20 protein-coding genes are annotated in these 20,908 nt (G+C 48.1%); all 20 read left to right on the top strand.

Translation table 11 applies throughout. The features are described from left to right. A partial coding sequence (locus G3352_RS07680) for an AAA family ATPase (RefSeq protein WP_163755383.1) occupies positions 1-3,403 on the top strand: 3,403 nt, incomplete at its 5' end. A 476-nt stretch (positions 3,404-3,879) separates the two neighbouring features. Next, positions 3,880-4,218: a hypothetical protein gene (locus tag G3352_RS07675; protein ID WP_076288085.1), complete on the top strand. Its 339-nt coding sequence runs from the start codon at positions 3,880-3,882 to the stop codon at positions 4,216-4,218. Between the two features lie 213 nt (positions 4,219-4,431). Next, entirely contained in the window at positions 4,432-4,791 is a 360-nt protein-coding gene (locus G3352_RS07670) for a histidine triad nucleotide-binding protein (RefSeq protein ID WP_024628477.1), read from the top strand. A 189-nt stretch (positions 4,792-4,980) separates the two neighbouring features. Beyond that, the gene (gene rpsU, locus G3352_RS07665) at positions 4,981-5,154 is read left to right on the top strand and encodes a 30S ribosomal protein S21 (protein ID WP_005547957.1); all 174 of its coding nucleotides are present in this window, start codon (positions 4,981-4,983) and stop codon (positions 5,152-5,154) included. Positions 5,155-5,169: 15 nt separating this feature from the next. Then, a complete protein-coding gene (locus G3352_RS07660) occupies positions 5,170-5,613 on the top strand; it encodes a GatB/YqeY domain-containing protein (protein ID WP_024628476.1) in 444 nt (147 codons plus the stop codon). 338 nt (positions 5,614-5,951) lie between these two features. Further along, a complete protein-coding gene (locus tag G3352_RS07655) occupies positions 5,952-7,274 on the top strand; it encodes an NfeD family protein (protein ID WP_163755425.1) in 1,323 nt (440 codons plus the stop codon). 161 nt (positions 7,275-7,435) lie between these two features. Then, entirely contained in the window at positions 7,436-8,446 is a 1,011-nt protein-coding gene (floA, locus tag G3352_RS07650) for a flotillin-like protein FloA (protein ID WP_076288088.1), read from the top strand. 13 nt (positions 8,447-8,459) lie between these two features. Next, positions 8,460-9,077, top strand: a complete 618-nt coding sequence (locus G3352_RS07645; protein WP_163755381.1) for a hypothetical protein — start codon at positions 8,460-8,462, stop codon at positions 9,075-9,077. 172 nt (positions 9,078-9,249) lie between these two features. Next, the gene (gene yqfC, locus G3352_RS07640) at positions 9,250-9,543 is read left to right on the top strand and encodes a sporulation protein YqfC (protein ID WP_024628472.1); all 294 of its coding nucleotides are present in this window, start codon (positions 9,250-9,252) and stop codon (positions 9,541-9,543) included. Further along, positions 9,540-10,733 carry a sporulation protein YqfD gene (gene yqfD, locus G3352_RS07635; RefSeq protein ID WP_163755379.1) on the top strand — a complete coding sequence of 398 codons (1,194 nt, stop codon included), beginning with the start codon at positions 9,540-9,542 and terminating at the stop codon, positions 10,731-10,733. The genes yqfC and yqfD overlap by 4 nt, the downstream gene beginning before the upstream one ends. A 6-nt stretch (positions 10,734-10,739) precedes the next feature. Continuing rightward, on the top strand, positions 10,740-11,711 hold the full coding sequence (locus G3352_RS07630; protein ID WP_076288091.1) for a PhoH family protein: 972 nt from the start codon (positions 10,740-10,742) through the stop codon (positions 11,709-11,711). 15 nt (positions 11,712-11,726) lie between these two features. Continuing rightward, positions 11,727-13,976: an HD family phosphohydrolase gene (locus G3352_RS07625; RefSeq protein ID WP_063567029.1), complete on the top strand. Its 2,250-nt coding sequence runs from the start codon at positions 11,727-11,729 to the stop codon at positions 13,974-13,976. A gap of 33 nt (positions 13,977-14,009) precedes the next feature. Beyond that, a complete protein-coding gene (gene ybeY / locus G3352_RS07620) occupies positions 14,010-14,507 on the top strand; it encodes an rRNA maturation RNase YbeY (RefSeq protein WP_063567028.1) in 498 nt (165 codons plus the stop codon). Continuing rightward, a complete protein-coding gene (locus tag G3352_RS07615) occupies positions 14,507-14,878 on the top strand; it encodes a diacylglycerol kinase family protein (RefSeq protein WP_163755376.1) in 372 nt (123 codons plus the stop codon). The genes ybeY and G3352_RS07615 overlap by 1 nt, the downstream gene beginning before the upstream one ends. Before the next feature lie 237 nt (positions 14,879-15,115). After that, a complete protein-coding gene (locus G3352_RS07610) occupies positions 15,116-15,529 on the top strand; it encodes a cytidine deaminase (RefSeq protein WP_076288093.1) in 414 nt (137 codons plus the stop codon). 41 nt (positions 15,530-15,570) lie between these two features. Next, the gene (gene era / locus G3352_RS07605) at positions 15,571-16,470 is read left to right on the top strand and encodes a GTPase Era (protein ID WP_076288094.1); all 900 of its coding nucleotides are present in this window, start codon (positions 15,571-15,573) and stop codon (positions 16,468-16,470) included. A gap of 104 nt (positions 16,471-16,574) precedes the next feature. After that, positions 16,575-16,715 carry a YqzL family protein gene (locus G3352_RS07600; protein ID WP_076288095.1) on the top strand — a complete coding sequence of 47 codons (141 nt, stop codon included), beginning with the start codon at positions 16,575-16,577 and terminating at the stop codon, positions 16,713-16,715. 33 nt (positions 16,716-16,748) lie between these two features. Further along, entirely contained in the window at positions 16,749-17,501 is a 753-nt protein-coding gene (gene recO / locus G3352_RS07595; RefSeq protein ID WP_163755374.1) for a DNA repair protein RecO, read from the top strand. A 408-nt stretch (positions 17,502-17,909) separates the two neighbouring features. Beyond that, positions 17,910-18,797, top strand: coding sequence for a glycine--tRNA ligase subunit alpha (gene glyQ / locus G3352_RS07590; RefSeq protein ID WP_024628463.1), 888 nt, complete (start codon positions 17,910-17,912; stop codon positions 18,795-18,797). Beyond that, complete coding sequence (gene glyS, locus G3352_RS07585) at positions 18,790-20,865, top strand: glycine--tRNA ligase subunit beta (RefSeq protein WP_163755372.1); 2,076 nt, start codon at positions 18,790-18,792, stop codon at positions 20,863-20,865. The genes glyQ and glyS overlap by 8 nt, the downstream gene beginning before the upstream one ends. Positions 20,866-20,908: the final 43 nt, after the last annotated feature.

The raw sequence follows: 20,908 nt of genomic DNA, 5'->3' as shown, positions 1-20,908 counted from the left end.
GAAAGTTGCAGGTCTGCAAAGTTATCGGGAGACTCAGGGGATTGATTTTACCGTATTGACAGAAACGGGACTGTTCGGCATTTTTGGTCCTACAGGCAGTGGGAAATCTTCTTTGCTCGACGCGATTACGCTGGCGATGTACGGAAAAGTGGAACGTTCGGTTAACGGTACCCAGGGAATCATGAATCACGCTGAAGATTCGTTGTCTGTTGCTTTTACATTTGAACTTGTCTCGGCAGAAGGCACAAGAAGATTTCGGGTGGAACGACGTTTCAAACGAAACAATGAGGTTTCGGTGAGCAACACCATCAGCAAATTCATTGAGACCGTCAACGGAGAGGAACAGGTGCTGGCTGATAAACTGGCAGACGTGAACCGATGCGTTGAAGATGTCATTGGGTTGAAAATGGATGATTTTACGCGAGCCGTTGTGCTTCCACAAGGTAAATTCGCTGAGTTTCTGTCGCTGAAAGGCAGTGAACGACGCCAGATGCTGCAACGTTTATTTCATCTGGAGAAGTATGGAGATCAGCTTGCCATCAAGCTCAGCCGGCGGGTGAAGGACAATGATATGGTTCATCAGTCACTGGCTGCGGAGCAGCAGGGGCTTGGGAATGCGAGCAAAGAGACGTTGGTAGAAACGGAGCTTCTTCTTCAAGCTGCTGTGAAACAGTCTGAATTGTCACGCAAAACGCTTGATGAAGCGATGAAGGAAGCCGAGCAGCTCGGCAAAGTCCGTGAGTTAAGTCATGAACGCCAGGTTCGTATGGAGGAACACGAAAAGCTGAAAGCACGTGCGCCACAGATCGAAGCTGGGGAACAACGGCTGAAACTGGCCGGGGCGGCAGACGCGATACTGCCTTCATTGCAGACGATGCGTGACGCAGCAGCACAGCAGAAGTTACGTGAGGATGCAGCCGGGATTGCTCACCGGCAAGCGGTGGAACATGAACGGCTGTCTGTACTGGAAGCCGAGAAGGCCGAAACGGCCCGTGTACAGATGGCTGAGGAAGAACCCAAGCTGCTGCTTCGATTGGAACAGCTGGAACAGGCCAAGGAGTTGCAACGGGAACGGGACGGGCTACGAGAGGATCGTACCCGTCTAAAGCAGCTTTTGGACAAAGGACAGGCTGAACAGAGCGTCATCGGACAACAGCTGGAGAAGGAAAAAGAACTACAGCAGCGTGGCCGCAAACGGCGGGAAGAATTACAGGAAAGCCTGAAGCCGAATGAAGTGAAGTCCGAAGAACGCAGACAGCTGCAGGCTGCACTGGAATTGAAGCATCGTCTGGATACTGCTGCGGAGCAATTGCGCCTGAACAAGGCTGAGATGGAAGCCAATAAGCAGTCGGCTGAACAGGGGGCAGATCGGCTGAAGCTGGCTGCCCAGGAAGAGAGCCGTCTGAGTAAACAGCGTCAGCATCTGATCGAACAGGCGGCAACGGGTCTAGAGGCCTTGCTTGCCTGTGAGCAGGACATTGGCCGTGAACAGAGCCTGCTGGCCAGGGCGGAGGAGCAGCTGCGCGGAACCATGCGTGAGCAGGAGCTGCATCGGCTCTCCTCTGCCTTGCGCGCCGAGCTGTGCGACGGGGAGCCATGCCCGGTGTGCGGCTCCGCACACCACCCACTCCCGGCTGCGCCGCCGGGAGAAGGTCCGCCCGCAGGCGATGCGGACCTGGAACTGCTGCGCAGCCTGCACGCGGAGCTGCAGGAGCTGCGCTTTGGGCTGCGTCAGCAGCTGCACGAACGTCGCAGCCTGCTGACGCAGCTTGGCGCTGTGGCCGGCGAAGCCCCGGCCACAGCCGAGGCCGCGCCTGCGGCTGCCGAGCCGGAGCCCGCCGGTTCGCCCGTACACGGGCGCTCCCCGGCGGACTGGGCGGAGCGTGCCGCCGCACTGCGCGAAGCCGCGCGGGCGCTGGCCGCTGACGCAGCGCCGCTGCAAGCGGAAGCCGCCGCGTTGCAGCAGGCGGCTGTAGGCGCACAGCAGCGCCGCATGGAAGCGGCTGCTGCGCAGGAGGCCGGCCAAGCCGGACTCGCCCAGGCGGAGCGCCGGTTGGCCGAGAGCGAGGCCGCCGCAGCCGCATTGCACGGCCGCTGGGCCGCGGAACTGCCAGGCATCGCTCAAGAGCAGGCCATGGCCCTTCACCAGGCGATGCAGGAGCGCGACGCGCGCGCAGAAGATATCAAGGAACGGCTGAACAAGAGTGTGACGTTCCTTGAGGAAAAGGAACAGCTGGTACAGTCCCTCCAGCAGAAGCTGGTTGAGTTGGACAAACAGCTGATTCAGTGGCAAACGGAATGGCAAGGAAACAGCAAACAGCTCGCCGAGAAGGAAGAACGTCTGCGTCAATGGGTTGGTGAGCAACGCGTCGAGGATTTGATTGCTGCGGCCCAGACTCGACTGGATGGACTGCGGAAAATTGCTGCCGATTCAGCACAGCGTTTCAAGGAAGCGGATGCCTTGAAACAGGAATCGGCCAAGAAGGATGTCATGGCTCATCAAGCAGCAGCCTCGGCAGCAGAGCATTTGCAGCAGGCACAGGAACGCTGGAAGCAATTGCTGGATCAATCGCCATTTGACTCCGAGAATGCCGTTGTAGAAGCAGCCCTTCCTTCCCAAGAAGCAGAGCGGCTGGCGGCGGAAATTCAGCAGCATCGGGAGCGTGATCGTGAACTTGTTTCTCAATTACGTGAGCTGGAACAAAAACTGGGCGGAGCTGTTGTATCCGAGGAACAATGGTTGGCATGCACAGTGCGACTCCAGCAGTCTCGTGCAGAGGATGAAGCGGCTCTTAGAGCCAAGGCGCGTGCAGAACGGGATCTGGAAGATGTGCAGCAGCGACACGTTCGCTGGACCGAGTTGGAGAACAAACGGGTAGAAGTGAGCCGACAAGGTGAGATGCTTAGCAAACTGCAAGCAGCTTTCAGAGGTAATGCCTTTGTCGAGTATATTGCAGAAGAACAACTGATGCAGGTTAGTCAGGCTGCTTCACAGCGTCTGCGCTTCCTGACCAAACAACGTTATTCACTTGAGGTAGATTCAGGTGGGGGCTTTGTCATCTGTGATGATGCAAACGGTGGGGTTAAACGTCCGGTATCTACCTTGTCCGGTGGAGAGACGTTCCTGACTTCGTTGTCATTGGCCTTGGCTCTGTCTGCCCAGATTCAGCTGCGCGGTCAGTACCCATTGCAATTCTTCTTCCTGGATGAAGGGTTTGGCACATTGGACCCTGAATTGCTGGATACCGTTATTACATCATTAGAAAAACTGCATGATGACCGTCTTGCCGTCGGTATTATTAGTCACGTACCGGAGCTGCGAGCACGCTTGCCACGCAAACTTGTAGTTATTCCAGCGGGTGAAGCCGGAGCTGGCTCTCGCGTAGTATTGGAAACATTGTAGGGATTTGAACACAGAACACATACGATTGAATGAGTCAAAATTGAGATTAATTCTCCTCTCCTCATAATCCAATCTTTAAAGTTTAATTCTAAGGGAAGCTCCTGATGGACTAAGGTTTGGTGGTTTGAATCACATTTATATACTCGTTGTGACAGTTGAGTGAGATAGCTCACAGATACAGGTTCATCCTGTTGTTATACTACAGTTAAGCCGACAAACTTTATGTTAAGCACCCCGGCGGACGTCTGATCAGGAATAATCCTGGTTAGACGTCCGCGACAGCAGACTTCCGTATGGAAACTGCAACGGGGTGCTTCTTTTTTTCGTTTTTTAAATTCAAGGGTACAACTTTTATACGGATGTCACTCCTTAGGCACTTATCTTGAAACTCTTGTCATTCACAGTGTCATTTCGCCCAGATCTGAATACCATGAAAGGGTGATGAAGAGCAGAACAGATTCGGGAGGCGATTGAACGTGGAGAAGGTAGAAGCGAAGAAACTGTGTAAGGAACACATGCATCGCTATGTATGTATACAGATGCATGACGGTGCCCATTACGATGGCATTGTGGAAAATGTGGATGATGACATGATTTATTTGGCTGTTCCCGTGGGGCATGAAGCCATGGTTAACCATGCAAATGCAAACTGGGGACCCAATATGATGCCGGTTACTTATCCCGCTCATGCACGGGGATTTTTCCCGGGCTATGGTTATCCGTACCCTTATTATGGTTATGGTCGCAGACGGTTCAATAGGTTGGTACTGCCTCTGATTGGCCTCACTGCCTTAACTTTATTGCCTTATTATTAATAGAATTGTGTGATGGATTAATACGTGTGATGCGTATAATGACCTTTTTCATCTGTGGTGAACGCTCAGCAGTCCACTAAGATGTGAAAGGTTTTTTTGTTGAAAATTCCGATCTTAGTCACATAGCTGAACAGGTTAAATTGGACGTGAGTTTTCAGTTCCGGTATGATAGAAGGGTATACATAATTTTTAATTCAAAGGAGGGTATGAACAATGGATTGCTTATTTTGCAAAATTGTAGAGGGCAGCATTCCCTCCAATAAGGTACTGGAGAATGACCATGTCATCGTCTTTCATGACATCCAGCCCGCTGCACCGACCCATGTACTCGTTATTCCCAAGAAACATATTGCTTCCATGAATGAAGTAACGGCGGAAGACTTGCCGTTGATCGGTGAGATTCATTTGGCTGCGCAGGAAGCGGCCAAGCGTCTTGGAGTGGAAGAAACAGGTTACCGACTGATTAATAACTGCGGCAAGGATGGCGAACAAACCGTTCATCATCTGCATTATCATTTACTTGGTGGGACCCGACTTGGCGTGTTGACAAGTTTGTCAGACTCACACAAATAAACGATCCAAGTTACTCTAAATCAGGACTGATTCATATATGCATAAAAGGCATGAATATGGAGCTGAAGTTCACATAAAATAAATGATCATTACGTTAAGGTTGACACCTTTATTACCTTTCGCCTATAATGAAAGGTGATGAACCGTGTTATTGCTCTTGGACGGTCTGGTCGGAGGGAGGGAAAACTGGTGTCTGAAACTAAAGTTCGCAAAAACGAGACTATTGATGCTGCACTTCGTCGCTTTAAACGTTCCATCGCAAAAGATGGCGTATTGGCTGAGGTGAAGAAACGTAAGCATTATGAGAAGCCAAGCGTAAAGCGCAAGAAAAAGTCCGAGGCTGCTCGTAAGAGAAAGTTTTAGGAGGATTTTAACTACATGAATCTTAGCGAACGATTGAACGAAGATATGAAGCAAGCGATGAAGAGTAAGGACAAGTTCAAGCTCTCCAACATTCGGTTGATTCGTTCGACGATCAAGAATCTTGAAATAGATTTGAAAAGAGATTTGGATGATAACGAAGTGCTTGATATTCTGAGTCGTGAAATCAAACAGCGCAAAGATGCCCTCCAAGAATTTGACAAAGCGGGCCGTGATGACCTCGCGGCAAATGCAAAAGCGGAAATTGAATTACTCAGTCAGTACCTTCCCGCACAGCTTACCGAAGAAGAAATTAAAGTTATTGTACAGCAGACCATCCAGGAAACCGGTGCTTCTTCGAAAGCCGAGATGGGGAAAGTCATGTCTGCCCTTATGCCGAAAGTCAAAGGCAAAGCGGATGGCAAACTGGTAAATCAAGCAGTTCAACAATTTCTGCAATAAAGCAAATCAATAAACACCTCCTGACTTGTCAGGGGGTGTTTTTTCCGTTTTACATCTTTGATCCGTTACTCCGTTCCCATAAGGAATTTGGAGTGTGATTAGAAATCTCGTTCATTTGTTCAAGGAAATTCACAAATATTGCTTTTAAATGGATAATATATATGATTATGGATTTAAAATGTTGCAATTGCTTCCGGTTTCAAATATAATTTTAAGATTTTGAAACGAAATGTTGCATTGTACGTAATAAATACCATAAGCTGGACAGTATAACATTAATGGAAAAGGGGGGACTATTTGTGAAGGGAAAGCGCCGGAAGAAGCTTACGGGGCCATTGATGCTCATGATGCTACTGACGCTGCTGCTTCCTGTCTGGATTGGATCGCCGTCAGCGCATGCAGCTGAGAAAAGTGGCGCCGTATATATTATTCCGGTGGATAAACCAATCGAGCAGGGACTTGGCAAGTTTATGGAACGCGGGTTCAAGGAAGCAGAAGAGATGAATGCTGGCCTGATCGTTCTGGATATCAATACGCCGGGAGGGCGTGTCGACACGGCAGAAGAACTGGGTACATTAATTAAGGAAAGCCCAGTTGAAACCGTTGCATTTGTCCGTGGAGATGCTGCTTCGGCCGGAAGTTTTCTGGCTTTGAATGCAGATAAGATCGTAATGTCGCCAGGCAGTATGATTGGTGCGGCAGCGATGGTGGACAGCACAGGTAAACATGTCGATGATCCGAAGTTGGTTGCATTCTGGAAGAGCAAGATGCAGGGCGCGGCTGAGAAAAGTGGCCGTGACGGTAAAATTGCAGCCGGAATGACGGATGTTAACATGGTCGTGGAAATGCCTGAGATTAATAAAACCAAGGAAAAAGGTGAAATTATTGCTCTCTCGGCTGAAGAAGCGCTGAAAGTGGGTTATGCGGACCATATCAGCAACACGCCGGAAGAAGCTGCAGCCTGGCTTGGTTACAGTCAAGATGATGTGTTCACCGTTCAGAGAACAGCCGCAGAGAACATATCCACATTTCTCACCAATCCTGTCGTCATGACGGTATTGCTATTCCTCGGAATAGCCGGTGTAATCATTGAGTTGATTGTACCTGGGTTCGGAGTACCTGGTATTGTTGGTATCGTGTGCTTTGTGCTTTATTTCTCAGGGAACTACATCGCCGGTTTTGCCGGAGCGGAGACATGGGTGTTATTCACTGTTGGACTCATCATGATGATTCTGGAGATGTTTATCCCAAGCTTTGGTATTCTGGGTATTTTGGGATCGATTGCGCTTGTCGCTGGTGTCGTGCGAGCCGCCTATGATACAAGTGATGCATTTATTTCGTTAGGTATTGCTTTTGGAGCCGCGCTGGTAGTCATTGCAATCGTTGTTATTCTGTTTAAGGATCGAGGCATATGGAATCGGTTCATATTAAGTGATAGGCTGTCTGCTGATCAAGGATACTCTTCGGCGACAGAACGCAAAGAGTTGATCGGTTTGCAGGGCATCAGTCTGACTCCTCTTCGTCCTTCGGGAACAGCGATATTTAACGGAGAGCGTATCGATGTGGTGTCAGATGGAGATTTCATTCCGATTGATACACCAATTATTGTGATCAAAGCGGAAGGTACCCGGATAGTGGTTCAACAAGCGTTACCGGTGTAACCCGCTCTGTTGCCGGAGTTGATTAAAGCTTCGGCAATGTACATAACCATTCTACGGAGTCTGCTAGTGGAGTGGTGTGAATCAATGCACAGCGCAAAGTTCCACACCGTTTTTATCATGTTTCTTACAAAAATCAAATTGCAAATGGAGGAATTTTGACTATGGAACCAACCTTGATTACGGTTTTGCTCATTGCGGTAGTTGCGATTATCGTATTGAGCGTATTCTTCAGCTTTTTCCCGGTTATGCTCTGGATCTCAGCCCTTGCATCGGGCGTACGCGTGGGGATTATCACGCTGGTAGCGATGAGACTAAGACGTGTAACACCTAGCCGGATCGTAAATCCACTGATTAAAGCAACCAAAGCTGGACTTCAATTGACAATGAATCAACTGGAGAGTCACTTCCTGGCCGGTGGTAACGTAGACCGAGTTGTCAACGCCCTGATTGCTGCACAACGTGCGAACATTCCACTCGAATTTGAACGTGCAGCAGCGATCGACCTTGCAGGTCGTGATGTATTGCAAGCCGTACAGATGAGTGTAAACCCACGTGTTATTGAAACGCCGATTGTTTCTGCGGTAGCCAAAGATGGTATCGAAGTTAAAGTAAGAGCACGGGTTACAGTTCGTGCCAATATTGACCGCCTCGTCGGTGGTGCGGGTGAAGAGACGATTATCGCTCGTGTCGGCGAAGGTATTGTAAGTACGAACGGTTCCTCGAATTCTCATAAAGACGTCTTGGAAAATCCGGATCTGATCTCTCGTACCGTATTGTCCAAAGGTCTGGATGCAGGTACCGCTTTTGAAATCCTGTCTATTGATATCGCGGACGTGGATGTAGGTAAAAACATTGGTGCATTCCTGCAAACGGAGCAGGCAGAGGCTGACAAACGTATTGCACAGGCGAAAGCGGAAGAACGTCGTGCTATGGCCGTAGCTCAAGAGCAAGAGATGAAAGCGCGCGTAGTGGAAATGAGAGCGCGTGTAGTTGAGTCTGAATCCCAAGTACCTTTGGCAATGTCCGAAGCACTGCGTAGTGGTAAGATCGGTGTCATGGATTACATGAACCTGAAAAACATTGAAGCGGATACTCAAATGCGTAATACATTGGGAAAACCTGGTGAAGGTTCGAATTCCAACGATCAGGGTGATTCCAAAAACGGAAGATAGGCGGTGAGTGCATATGGGCCTATTTGAATGGATTTTTAACAATCTGTATATTGTAGCAGTCATCGCATTTGCACTCTTTTCCTTCCTTGGAAAAGCAGCCAAGTCGGCTGATCCGAACAAAAAGCGTCCAAATAACGGGATGCCTACGTTTGGAGGAAGTGGTGATTCAGACCGGAATGATCGCTCGCGGGGAAATACCGCACCGCAGCAGTCATCGGGTCCTTCTGATCCCCGCTATGATGAGCATTATGACGAACGGTACGATGAGCGGTATGATGATGATCAGTACGATGATCGATATGACCAACCCTATTCAGAGCCGGCGACGACATCTGCTCGTCCCTTTGATGACGATTTAGGAGGACGGAGTTCTTTGGGTGGAATGGCAAACTCACTTGAAGAACAAATGAAAGTGATGGAGCAACGACAACGCGAAATTCGTGAGCGACTGGATCGTATTTCTACTGCAAATACACCGGTTGTATCTGACTCCAGTTGGGATGAAGTTTCATCCGGCGAGTCTGGATCGCCCCAGCTTCGCCGGGAAGACATTCGTACCGGTGTGTTGTGGGCAGAAGTTCTCGGTTCTCCCCGCTCTAAACAACCCTTTGGAACACGGGGTAAACTATAACTTAATATTGTTTTAATAAGTGAAAAGCCGTCTCTGGTGAGCATAATCCCAGATGACGGCTTTTTTCTGTTTCGGCCTATTTTTATTTTCACATCTAACACGGTCCGTAGTTTTCATAATTTCAAGAAACTGAGCATAAGTTGAACTGTAGAGGAAGGGGGAAGACCTTCGAATGACCCGGATCAGCCGCAAGCTGCGCAGATGGACCAGTGAAGTTTTGGATCTGCCGCAGGACGTGCTTTACGATATGCCACGGTTAACCCTGATCGGCACAAAGCAATTGTATATAGAGAATCATCGTGGTGTCATTCATTTTACACCGGATCGCATCGTTCTGGCTCTCTCACAGGGCCAGCTGGAGATCAAAGGAACTGAACTGATGATTCGCAATATTTTGCCGGATGAAGTGGCTGTTGAAGGAACAATTCTGGATATTCATATGAATGGAGCGGAGGGGAACGGATGAAGCAGCCCAGTCTGTACAAACTGCGCGGAGCAGTCCGAATCACGGTCACTGGGGGGGATATTGAAGCATTAATCAACACAGTGGCAGAGCAGGGACTGGAAGTATGGGACCTGCGTGCCCATGACGGACGCAAGGCAGAAATGAATATTCTGCTACCACATTTTTTCAAGCTGCGTCCTTTGCTGAAACGGACAGGCTGCCGAGTAAAGGTGACACACCGGAGTGGATTCCCTTTTTTTGCAGCCCGTTTGTTAAGACGGAAGTTCTTTCTGGGTGGCATGCTGTTTTTTATAGCAGCTCTGTTTGCGTTGTCATCGATGGTTTGGAATGTAGAAGTCAAAGGTAATGTGACGATTCCCACGGATGAAGTGCTCGCAGCAGCGAAGAAAGAAGGCATCTATCCCTTTCAGTGGGGGTTTCGGCTGCAAAGCCAGGACAAGCTCTCCAGACAGCTCGCGCTGGCTCTACCAGATGTAACCTGGATTGGGGTGAGCAAAGAAGGGACAACCATCACCATCCAGGTTGTGGAGTCAGCACAGCCCAAGCGTGAACCGTTGCTGAACCCGAGACATCTGGTCAGTAAAACAGACGCTGTAATCACTCAGATTTACGCGGAGCAGGGGCGCCCTGTCGTGCAGAAGGACATGCGTGTCAAGAAGGGGCAGGTACTAATATCCGGTATTTTGGGAGATGAAGAGAATACAAAGACCATTGTAGCCAAAGGGGAAGTACGCGGACTGGTGTGGCGAGAATATCAGGTCGAAGTCCCCCTTGTGCAGAAACATAATACGATGACTGGAGATAGCAAGGAACGTTTTTACATTGTGCTGGGGAAATGGGCGATACAACTCTGGGGATACGGGAATACGCCGTTTACCACATTTGATACCGAAAGTGATCATAAACCGCTGACCTGGAGATCCTTCACACTTCCCATGGGATGGCTGACGGAGAAAGATTTGGAAACTCGGGAACAAGAGGAGCAGCATACGATTGAATGGGCTAGAACGAAAGGATTGGAAGGAGCAAGAAACGATATTATCGCCAAAAACGGCAAAGGAACTAAAATTTTAAGTGAAAAAATTTTGCATGAGAAGAAAGAGAATGGTAAAGTTTATATGAAAGTATTATTTGAAGTGGAAGAAAGCATTGCGGAAGAACTTCCGTTAGTCCATAGTCAAGGAGAATGAGGCTATTTGTCAGAGCAAACACGCAGCATACGAATCTCCCTCCAAAGTGCGGGAGAGGGTCAATCTCTTTTTGGACCCCAAGATATTTTTCTGAAACTGATTGAATCCGAGATTCCCGCCCAGATCGCATCCCGTGAAGCGGAGATTGTGATCCATGGCAACATTCAGAATGTGGAATCGCTTGAACAATTATTTGATGTGTTGTTGCAATTGGTACGTAACGGATACGTGTTAACCGAAAGGGACGTTAAGTATGCCATTGAGCTGGCAAAGGAACTGCGTGCAGACCAGCTTCTGGATCTGTTCAAAGGCGAGATTACAACGACGTACCGTGGTAAGCCGATCCGGGTTAAAACGATTGGACAGAAACACTATGTAACTACAATTAAAAAACGTGATGTTGTATTTGGTATCGGTCCTGCCGGTACAGGTAAAACGTATCTTGCTGTTGTGCTGGCTGTGGCAGCACTTAAGGAAGGAAGCGTCAAGCGGATCGTGCTCACAAGACCTGCTGTTGAAGCGGGAGAGAGTCTTGGTTTCTTGCCTGGCGATCTTCAGGAAAAAGTTGATCCTTATTTACGGCCCCTGTATGACGCCTTGTACGATGTTATGGGACAAGAGCAGACTGCGAAGGCACTGGAGCGCGGTTTGATCGAAATTGCTCCTCTAGCCTATATGCGGGGACGTACACTGGACGATTCGTTTATTATCCTGGATGAAGCCCAGAATACGACACCGGAGCAGATGAAAATGTTCCTGACTCGTCTCGGTTTTGGTTCCAAAATGGTCATTACCGGTGACGTGACACAAATTGATTTACCGCGCGGCAAAAAGTCAGGGCTTGTGGAAGCAAATGCAATACTGGGCCAAGTGGAAGAGATTGGATTTGTCTATTTTGCCGAGCAAGACGTTGTACGGCACTCCCTCGTCCAGAAAATCATCGTCGCTTATAACCACGCCGCAGAAAATCAAGAATAGAAAGGGATTGTCTCGATGACCTCGAAGGAACTGTCAAAAGGCAAATCTTTTCAAAATAGAGCTACAGGATGGAAGTATAGCGTGTGGGCACGCTATCTTCTGTTTTTGTTTCTGGTGATCCTCTTCTACGTGAGTCTTGCTTCCAAGCTGCTCCCAGAGCGGTATGATATTCAGGAAGGCACACGAAGTGAAGTGAATATTGCTGCGCCCATGCAGATCCCGAATACCAAGGCCACGCTGAAAGCGCAAGAAGAAGCCGCTGAACGTGTACAGCCGATGTTTCAGATCGTGCAAATGCGGAACGAAAATCTGATGACGACTCTGCTTGATCGTATTGATCGACTGAATCAGGATGATCAGATTTCCAGTCAGGACAAGATTGACATCTATCGTGATGAAATACCGCAGCGTCAGAAAGATTTTGTTTCCAATTTTATTAACAACAACCGGAAAGCGGGTACATACTCCGAAACTCTTTTGGAAGAGATCAGAAATGTGGTACAGGAGCAAAGCTACCGTATCCCGGAAGAAACATATATCAAAATTTCACGTCTGACTTCGGATGATATTCAGGAGATGAAGGCAGTCGCTCGGGATATCGTGTCCAGATTAATGACCGACCAGATTAGTGAGGCTACAACAGCTCGTGCCAAAGTGGCCGAGATGGTGAGTGTGAGCTCCTTAAGCAAGCGTACGCAGCGTGAGGTTGTGCAGGAGCTTGCTCGTCTTGTGGTAACGTCGAACCGCTTCTATGATGAAGAGGGAACAAAGGAAGCAAAAGTACAGGCACGTGAGAACACTCAAACGGTCTTTATCAAGCAAGGAGATACACTTGTTGCCAAGGGTGAGATGATTACCCCGGAGATGTACACCCTTCTGGGCGAGAACGATTTGCTGAAAAACGAAGTGAACTATTGGCCTCAGCTTGGACTTCTTATGCTGTCCTGTCTGTTGTCAGCAGCGATTCTCATGTATATTCAGCAATTCAGCGGAACGCATTTCAAATATAACAATGCTCAGCTGCTGATGCTTGTTCTCATATTTATTATTACGATTGTGGTAATGCATGTTACTGCGATACTCCAGACCAGTGAGAATTCATACGTAGGCTTTCTTGCCCCTGTTGCCGTAGGAGCCATGTTAATAGCATTGCTGCTGGATACATCGCTTGCCTTTGTCTGCTCAATTATTATCGGCATGCTGTCGAGCATTATTTTGAATACACATCAGGGTCAAATTTTTGACTTTGAACTTGGATTCTTCGCCGTGTTAGTATCGTTTGTTGCGATTTTCGCCACCCATCGGGCAAGTCAGCGGTCTACGATCCTGAAAGGCGCCATTATGGTTTGTCTGTTCGGATCGATCGCAGTTTTCACGTTGGCTCTGATTGACTCAAGTGACTGGAACCGTACAACAACGCTCTATGGCATTGGATTTGCATTTGCCGGAGGCGTACTGACCGCCATACTGGTTATTGGGCTGATGCCGTTTTTCGAAACCTCATTTGGCATTTTGTCTGCGCTGAAACTAGTAGAACTGTCTAATCCCAATCACCCGCTATTGCGCAAATTGCTAACAGAGACACCGGGCACATATCACCATAGTGTGATGGTAGGAAACCTGTCAGAAGCCGCCGCGGAGGCGATTGGTGCTAACGGGTTGTTATGTCGGGTGGGCTCGTATTACCATGATATTGGCAAGACCAAGCGACCGATTTATTTTATTGAAAATCAAAATAATATGGAAAATCCGCATGATTCGATTGATCCAAAGCTGAGCAAGTCCATTATCGTTGCTCACGCACGCGATGGTGTGGAAATGCAGAAGGACTACAAGCTGCCGAGGCCTATTCGGGACATTGCTGAGCAGCATCATGGAACAACCTTCCTGCATTACTTCTATCACAAAGCATTGCGTCAGGCTGAGGAAGCAGGAGTGGAACCAGATTTCACGGAAGATGATTTTCGTTATCCGGGTCCCAAGGCTCAGTCCAAAGAGTCGGCGATTGTTGGCATTGCTGACAGCGTGGAAGCTGCGGTCCGTTCCTTGCGGAAGCCTACTGTGGAACAAGTGGAGTCCATGATCGAAAAGATTATTAAAGGTCGACTGGACGATCATCAGTTTAACGACTGTGATCTGACAATGCGGGAGCTGGATATCGTCGCCAAGACCCTTAAGGAAACCGTCATGGGCATATTCCACTCCAGGATTGAATATCCGGAAGAAATGAAGAAACCGAAGCCAACCTCACCTGAAGCGGGTTGATTCGCTAATATGAGAAGACAGGAGTATGAAAGAATGAGTCTTAACTTAGCATGGAATAATGAACAACAGGATAAAGAAATCACCGAACCGATGATAGCAATGCTGGAGCAGCTGCTGAACCTTGCTGGGGAAGCAGAGGGTGTTGCGGACGGGGAAGTGGCCCTGACTTTCGTAGATGATGAGCAGATTCATGAGCTAAACCGTGACTATCGCGGCATTGATCGTCCAACAGATGTATTGTCTTTTGCAATGAATGAGACTGTGGATGAGGAACTGGATATCATCTACGAACTGGACGAGGATGAAGAAATGGAAGAAATGCCGGATGTTCTGGGGGATATTATTATTTCTGTTCCACGGACCATTCTGCAGAGTGAAGAATATGGACATTCATTTGAACGTGAGCTCGGGTTCCTGTTTGTTCATGGCTTCTTGCACCTGCTTGGATACGATCATCAGGATGAAGCCAGCGAAGCCGAAATGATGGGCAAACAGGAAGCGGTACTCGCCCAAGCCGGGTTGACACGATAATGAAAAGGCGCTCCTGGGGGATGGTATTCCGCAATGCTGCGGAAGGAATCGTATACGGGCTGCGGACTCAGCGGAATGTAAGAGTTCATACAGGAGTTGCCATTTTGATGTGTGCAGCCGGCTTTTTTTTCGGGATTTCCAGAACGGACTGGATGTTTGTACTGACAGCCGTTTTTCTGGTTCTTGTGACGGAGCTGATGAATACAGCAGTGGAAGCTGCTGTAGATCTGGCGCACCCGCATATACATCCGCTGGCAAAAGCGGCGAAGGACACCGCGGCCGGTGCAGTTTTGCTGGCTGCGGTGTTCGCCGTCATCATCGGGTGTGTCGTTTTCATTAAGCCGGTGATGAGCTGGCTGGGTTTGCTCTGATTTTGTTTTTAAAATTACACACAATTGTATAGTTACTTGATGCAAACACGATAACGGAGAGGTCAGAAGAAACCTGAAGAAACGAAGTGTGCGCCTTTATCCCCGGATTTTCACTTTGAAAAAGTGAATCATAAAAATCTGGGGATAACAGCGCTCGGAAGGTTGTTTTGGCAGCGGAGTGTCCAGTGTAAATGCACTAGTTAACTTTATAGTACACCCCAAAGGGAGAGATTAATTATGGATAATGGTTTGTTGATGCAAGAAGCAATTAAGGCACGCACGAAAGCGTATACGCCTTATTCTCATTTTGGTGTAGGTGCAGCTTTGCTTGACAGTGAGGGACATGTGCATCATGGTTGTAATATTGAGAATGCTGCTTACACGCCAGGTAACTGTGCTGAGCGCACAGCTATGTTCAGCGCGATTGCAGGGGGTAAGCAACCACGCAGTTTCAAGGCTATGGCGATTGTAGGAGATACAGACGGACCGATTGCTCCTTGCGGTGTATGTCGTCAAGTGATGTACGAACTGTGTGATCCGGACATGAAGGTCATTCTGGGTAACTTGAAAGGTGATCTGCAGGAGACTACAGTTGCCGAATTATTGCCATGGGCTTTTGGACCATCTGATCTGAACTCTGCTAAAAAGTAAAAACCAATACATTCCAGGCCTAGGCGCCTGAGGAGGAACATATGAAAAAACAAGCATTCAAATCCGGTTTTGTAGCCATTATTGGACGTCCCAATGTAGGTAAATCCACACTGATGAACCAAGTCATTGGACAGAAGATTGCCATTATGTCGGACAAGCCACAAACGACGCGTAATAAGATTCATGGTGTATATACATCGGAACAACAACAAATCGTTTTCCTGGATACGCCAGGGATTCACAAACGTCAATCCAAGCTGGGCGATTACATGAACCAGACCGCTTTGAACACGCTCGGAGAAGTTGAAGCTGCTCTGTTCCTGATCGATGCTTCTGAAGGCATGGGCGGTGGGGACCGTTATATTGCCGAACAATTGAAAAATGTGCGTACGCCTGTCATTCTTGTCATGAACAAAATTGATAAAATTGAGCCGGAAGCACTGCTTCCGCTGATTGAGGAATATCGCAAGTTGCACAATTTCGCTGAAATCGTACCTGTTTCTGCCATGCTAGGCAGCAATGTAAGCACGTTGCTGGAGCAGCTCGGCAAGTATTTGCCGGAAGGTCCACAGTACTATCCAGATGACCAGGTTACAGACCATCCGGAACAGTTCGTTTGTGCCGAGTTGATTCGGGAGAAGATTTTACAAATGACACGCGAAGAAGTGCCTCACTCCATTGCCGTAACGATTGAGGATATGAAAGTACAGGACAATGGCGTCGTTTATATTTCGGCCGTCATTTTTGTGGAGCGTGATTCGCAAAAAGGGATCATTATCGGTAAACAGGGTGCCCTGCTCAAAGAAGTGGGGAAACGTGCCCGCCAGGATATTCAAAACCTGTTAGGTTCCAAAATCTTCATGGACCTGTGGGTTAAAGTGAAGAAAGACTGGAGAAACCAGGATCGAGTTCTGCGTGACCTTGGCTTTGGCCGCGACTAATCGTCGGAATTGTATCCATTAATTGCAACACATAGTTTACCTTGCAAGACTCCATCCTATCTGGTAGAAGCAGACGTCATTTCCGAAGAGAGGATGAAATTCCGATGCGAGATTTTTCGTGGAAGGTTTTTGCGATGACGGGGGATGTGGAATCCTATTTGTTGTATTCCGAGGCATGTAGCTCGGTAGGACAGGAGTCGGAACCTGCAAGGGAAGTGATTGAAGATGAAGAAGCCGAAGGTTAATTGGCTAATTCGGGAATGGTTAGGTGACGAGGCATGCTATACAGGGTGGAAGGGATTGTCATCCGCAGCATGGACTACGGCGAGGGAAACAAAATCATTACGCTTTGCACCGAAAGCGGCGGGAAAGTAGGGGTACTCGTCCGCGGTGCCAAAAAGCCCAAAAGCCGACATGCTGCACTGGTGCAGCCATTTACGTACGGTCAATATGTATATTTTCGTAACACCGGTCTGGGAACACTAAACGCAGGGGAGATTATCGAATCATATCATGAGCTGCGTGAAGATCTAATTAAGGCTTCCTATGCATCTTATGCCTGTGAACTGCTGGATCGTGTGTTGCAGGATGAAGAGACAGGTACGTTCTGGTTCAAACAGTTGAAAGCCTGTCTTCAGGCGTTGAAGGAAGAGAAAGATCCGGTCGTCATCACAAGCCTGTATGAAATGAAAATATTACAGGCAGCCGGGTATGGACCTCAGCTTGATGATTGCATTTCTTGTGGTCACGAGCGTCCGGATGAACAATTATTTGTTAGTCCCAGACTTGGGGGCGTTCTGTGCCGTGCTTGCAAACACTTTGATCCTCCGGCGATGTCCGTGAGTCCGAAGGCGTTGAAACTGTTACGTCTGTTTGCACAGCTGGATCTGCAAAGGCTTGGTAATATATCGGTGAGCGAAGGCACCCGGGATGAGATTAAAAAGATCATGCGGACCTTTATGGATCATCAGCTTGGCTTGAATTTAAAATCCCGTTCTTTTCTTGATCAAATGGAAAAGTACGGGATTTGAGTCGTCTTCATGTGAAATAAGTAATATATCTTGACTTCGTACTTATTTTTATATATTATGAACTATAATTTCTCTTTTGGAGACATGCATTGAACGAGAAAGTAAGAGACTTGATTTATTACATTCAGGAGCAGAAAGGTCGTTGACCTTACTAATCTTGTGTGAGCGAGCCGGGGATGGTGGGAGCCGGGTTGAATCGGTCTGTGAAATGGCACTCGGGAGCATGAATGACACGGAAAAGTGGGCTTGAATGAACAGGATCTTCTGTTTATATCTAAGCCAAGTAGGGTGGAACCGCGGGAATAGCTCTCGTCCCTATGTCTGTATAACAGGCGTAGGACGAGGGCTTTTTATTGTCTGTACCGTTCTAGGCTTGTTCATCACAAACCATCGAAAAGGAGCATGATTATGAATTTTCAGCAGATGATCCTCACGCTGCAACAATTCTGGGCCGAACACAACTGTATTATTGTTCAACCATATGATACGGAAAAAGGGGCAGGTACGATGAACCCGATGACCTTTTTGCGTTCGCTTGGACCCGAGCCTTGGAAAGTAGCTTATGTAGAGCCGTCCCGCCGTCCTTCGGATGGTCGTTATGGAGAAAATCCAAACCGTCTCTATCAGCATCATCAATTCCAGGTTATTATCAAGCCTTCTCCGGACAATATTCAGGAGATTTACCTGGAAAGTCTGAAACAGTTGGGTATTGATCCGCTCAAACATGATATTCGGTTTGTTGAAGACAACTGGGAGAATCCTTCCCTCGGCTGTGCTGGTCTTGGTTGGGAAGTATGGCTGGACGGTATGGAAATCACCCAATTTACGTATTTCCAACAAGTCGGTGGAATCGAGACGAATCCGGTAGCAGTTGAAATTACGTATGGTATGGAGCGTCTTGCTTCGTACATTCAGGAAAAAGAAAATGTGTTTGAGCTGGAATGGGTAGATGGCATTACATACGGTGATGTGTTCCGTCAGCCTGAATTCGAACACTCCAAATATACGTTTGAAGTATCTGATGTCAAAATGTTGTTTACGCTCTTCAACATGCATGAAGAGGAAGCAAACAAGGCTATGGCACAGAATCTGGTTTTCCCGGCATATGACTATGTGTTGAAATGTTCACATACGTTCAACCTGTTGGATGCACGCGGAGCAATCAGTGTAACGGAGCGTACCGGGTACATTACCCGTGTCCGTAATTTGGCTCGTCAAGTGGCTGCAACATATGTGGAAGAGCGTGAGAAGCTCGGCTTCCCGCTGATCAAGAAAGGGGGAGCTGAGCATGTCTAAGGATCTGTTGTTTGAAATTGGTCTGGAAGAAGTGCCTGCACGCTTCATGCGAGCAGCAATTGAACAGCTGCAAGATCGTGTTGTGAAATGGCTGGATGCATCCCGCATTGCTTACGGTGAAGTGAATGCGTATGCCACACCGCGTCGATTGGCTGTTTTGATCAAGGATGTTGCCGAGAAACAGGAAGACGTGGAGGAAGAAGTTAAAGGACCTTCCCGTAAAATAGCATTGGATGACAGTGGTAACTGGAGTAAAGCTGCACTCGGATTCGCCCGTAGTCAGGGTGTTGAACCGGATCAGTTCACATTCAAGGAACTGAGCGGCGTGGAATATATCTATGCTACCAAGAGCAGCAAAGGCGTGGAAACTTCCTCTGTAATCGGTCAGGGTTTGCTGGCTATACTGCATGCCATGACGTTCCCGAAATTCATGCGTTGGGCTTCGTATGATTTCAAATTTGTACGTCCGATTCGCTGGATTGTCGCTCTGCTGGGCAGCGATGTTATTGAGTTGGAAGTTGCAGGCGTAAAGTCTGGCAATGTAACACGTGGACATCGTTTCCTCGGAAAAGAGGCGGTTATTTCAGATCCCGCTTCGTATGTAGAAGTGCTTCGTTCCGAGCACGTCATTGCGGATATCAAAGAACGTGAGCAGATGATTGTATCCCAGATCCAGGCACTTGCTGCTGAGAAAAAATGGGATATTGCGATCAAGGGAGATTTGCTGGAAGAGGTTCTGTTCCTGGTTGAGACACCAACGGTGCTGTTCGGAACATTCGAATCTTCATTTTTGAATATTCCACAAGAGGTACTGATTACTTCGATGCGTGAGCATCAACGTTATTTCCCTGTGCTTGATAATGATGGACAATTGTTGCCATACTTCGTTACGGTTCGTAACGGTGGCAGCGATTCACTGGATGTCATTGCAAAAGGAAACGAAAAGGTACTTCGTGCACGTCTGTCTGATGCCAAGTTCTTCTACGAGGAAGACCAGAAGCTGGAGATCAAGGATGCATTATCGAAATTGGAAAGTATCGTCTTCCAGGAAGAGCTGGGAACGGTTGGAGATAAAGTTCGCCGTATTCGCAAAATTGCGGATGGTCTGGCTAGCAAGCTGCAAGTACCAGCTGATGTAGCCGAAGCGGTGAATCGTTCTGCGGATATCTGCAAATTCGACCTTGTTACACTTATGGTGGGAGAATTCCCTGAACTGCAAGGTGTGATGGGTGAAGATTATGCCCGTAAAGCTGGTGAAAAAGAAGAAGTGGCCAAAGCGGTATTTGAGCACTATCAGCCACGTTTCGCCGGAGATCAATCTCCTGCTTCGCTCGTTGGAGCTATTGTGAGTGCTGCGGATAAAATGGATACTATTGTAGGTTGTTTCTCGATCAATATCATTCCTACAGGATCTCAAGATCCATACGCACTGCGCCGTCAGGCAGCAGGTATCGTACAAATTTTGCTGGATCACAATCTTCCGCTGACATTGTCCGATGTATTCGGTGTTGCACTTCAAGTGCATGCTCAGATGAACCTGTTGAAACGTGCGGATGAAGAGGTGCGTAAAGATTTACAGGACTTCTTCGGTCTTCGAGTGAAAAAACTGTTGTCGGAAACGGTTCGTTATGATGTTGTGGACGCAGTGATTTCTTCCGGATTTGATGATATCAGCGCGGTAGTTCCAAAAGGTGAGGCACTCATGGCAGCTGTCCAAACGGGAGATGCCTTCAAAACAACTGTCGAATCCTTCAACCGTGTCGGTAATCTGGCTGCTAAAGCATCCAATGCTTCGGTTCATGCAGAACTCTTCACAGAAGAAGGAGAACGCCAGCTGCATGAGGCATGGAGCAAAACCAATGAGGAGTATCGTCAGGTATTGTCTCAGCATGCTGCTGCTGAAGCGCTCGCGATTGCATCGGCTTGGAAGGAAGCGATCACCGTATTCTTCGATTCGGTTATGGTTATGGCTGAAGATGAGGCTGTGCGGGCGAATCGTCTGGCACTGCTTGCAGCCATTGACCGTGATCTGAAAGCTTTTGCTGATTTCTCCAAACTCGTCTGGTAGTCGGGTTCGTTTTTACTCCGAGAAGATAGATCTGCGGCAAACC

It is taken from the genome of Paenibacillus sp. ALJ109b (assembly GCF_010747435.1).
In the GTDB taxonomy this organism is placed as follows: Bacteria; Bacillota; Bacilli; order Paenibacillales; family Paenibacillaceae; genus Paenibacillus; species Paenibacillus taichungensis.
This window is presented reverse-complemented; position numbering and strand designations above follow the sequence as displayed.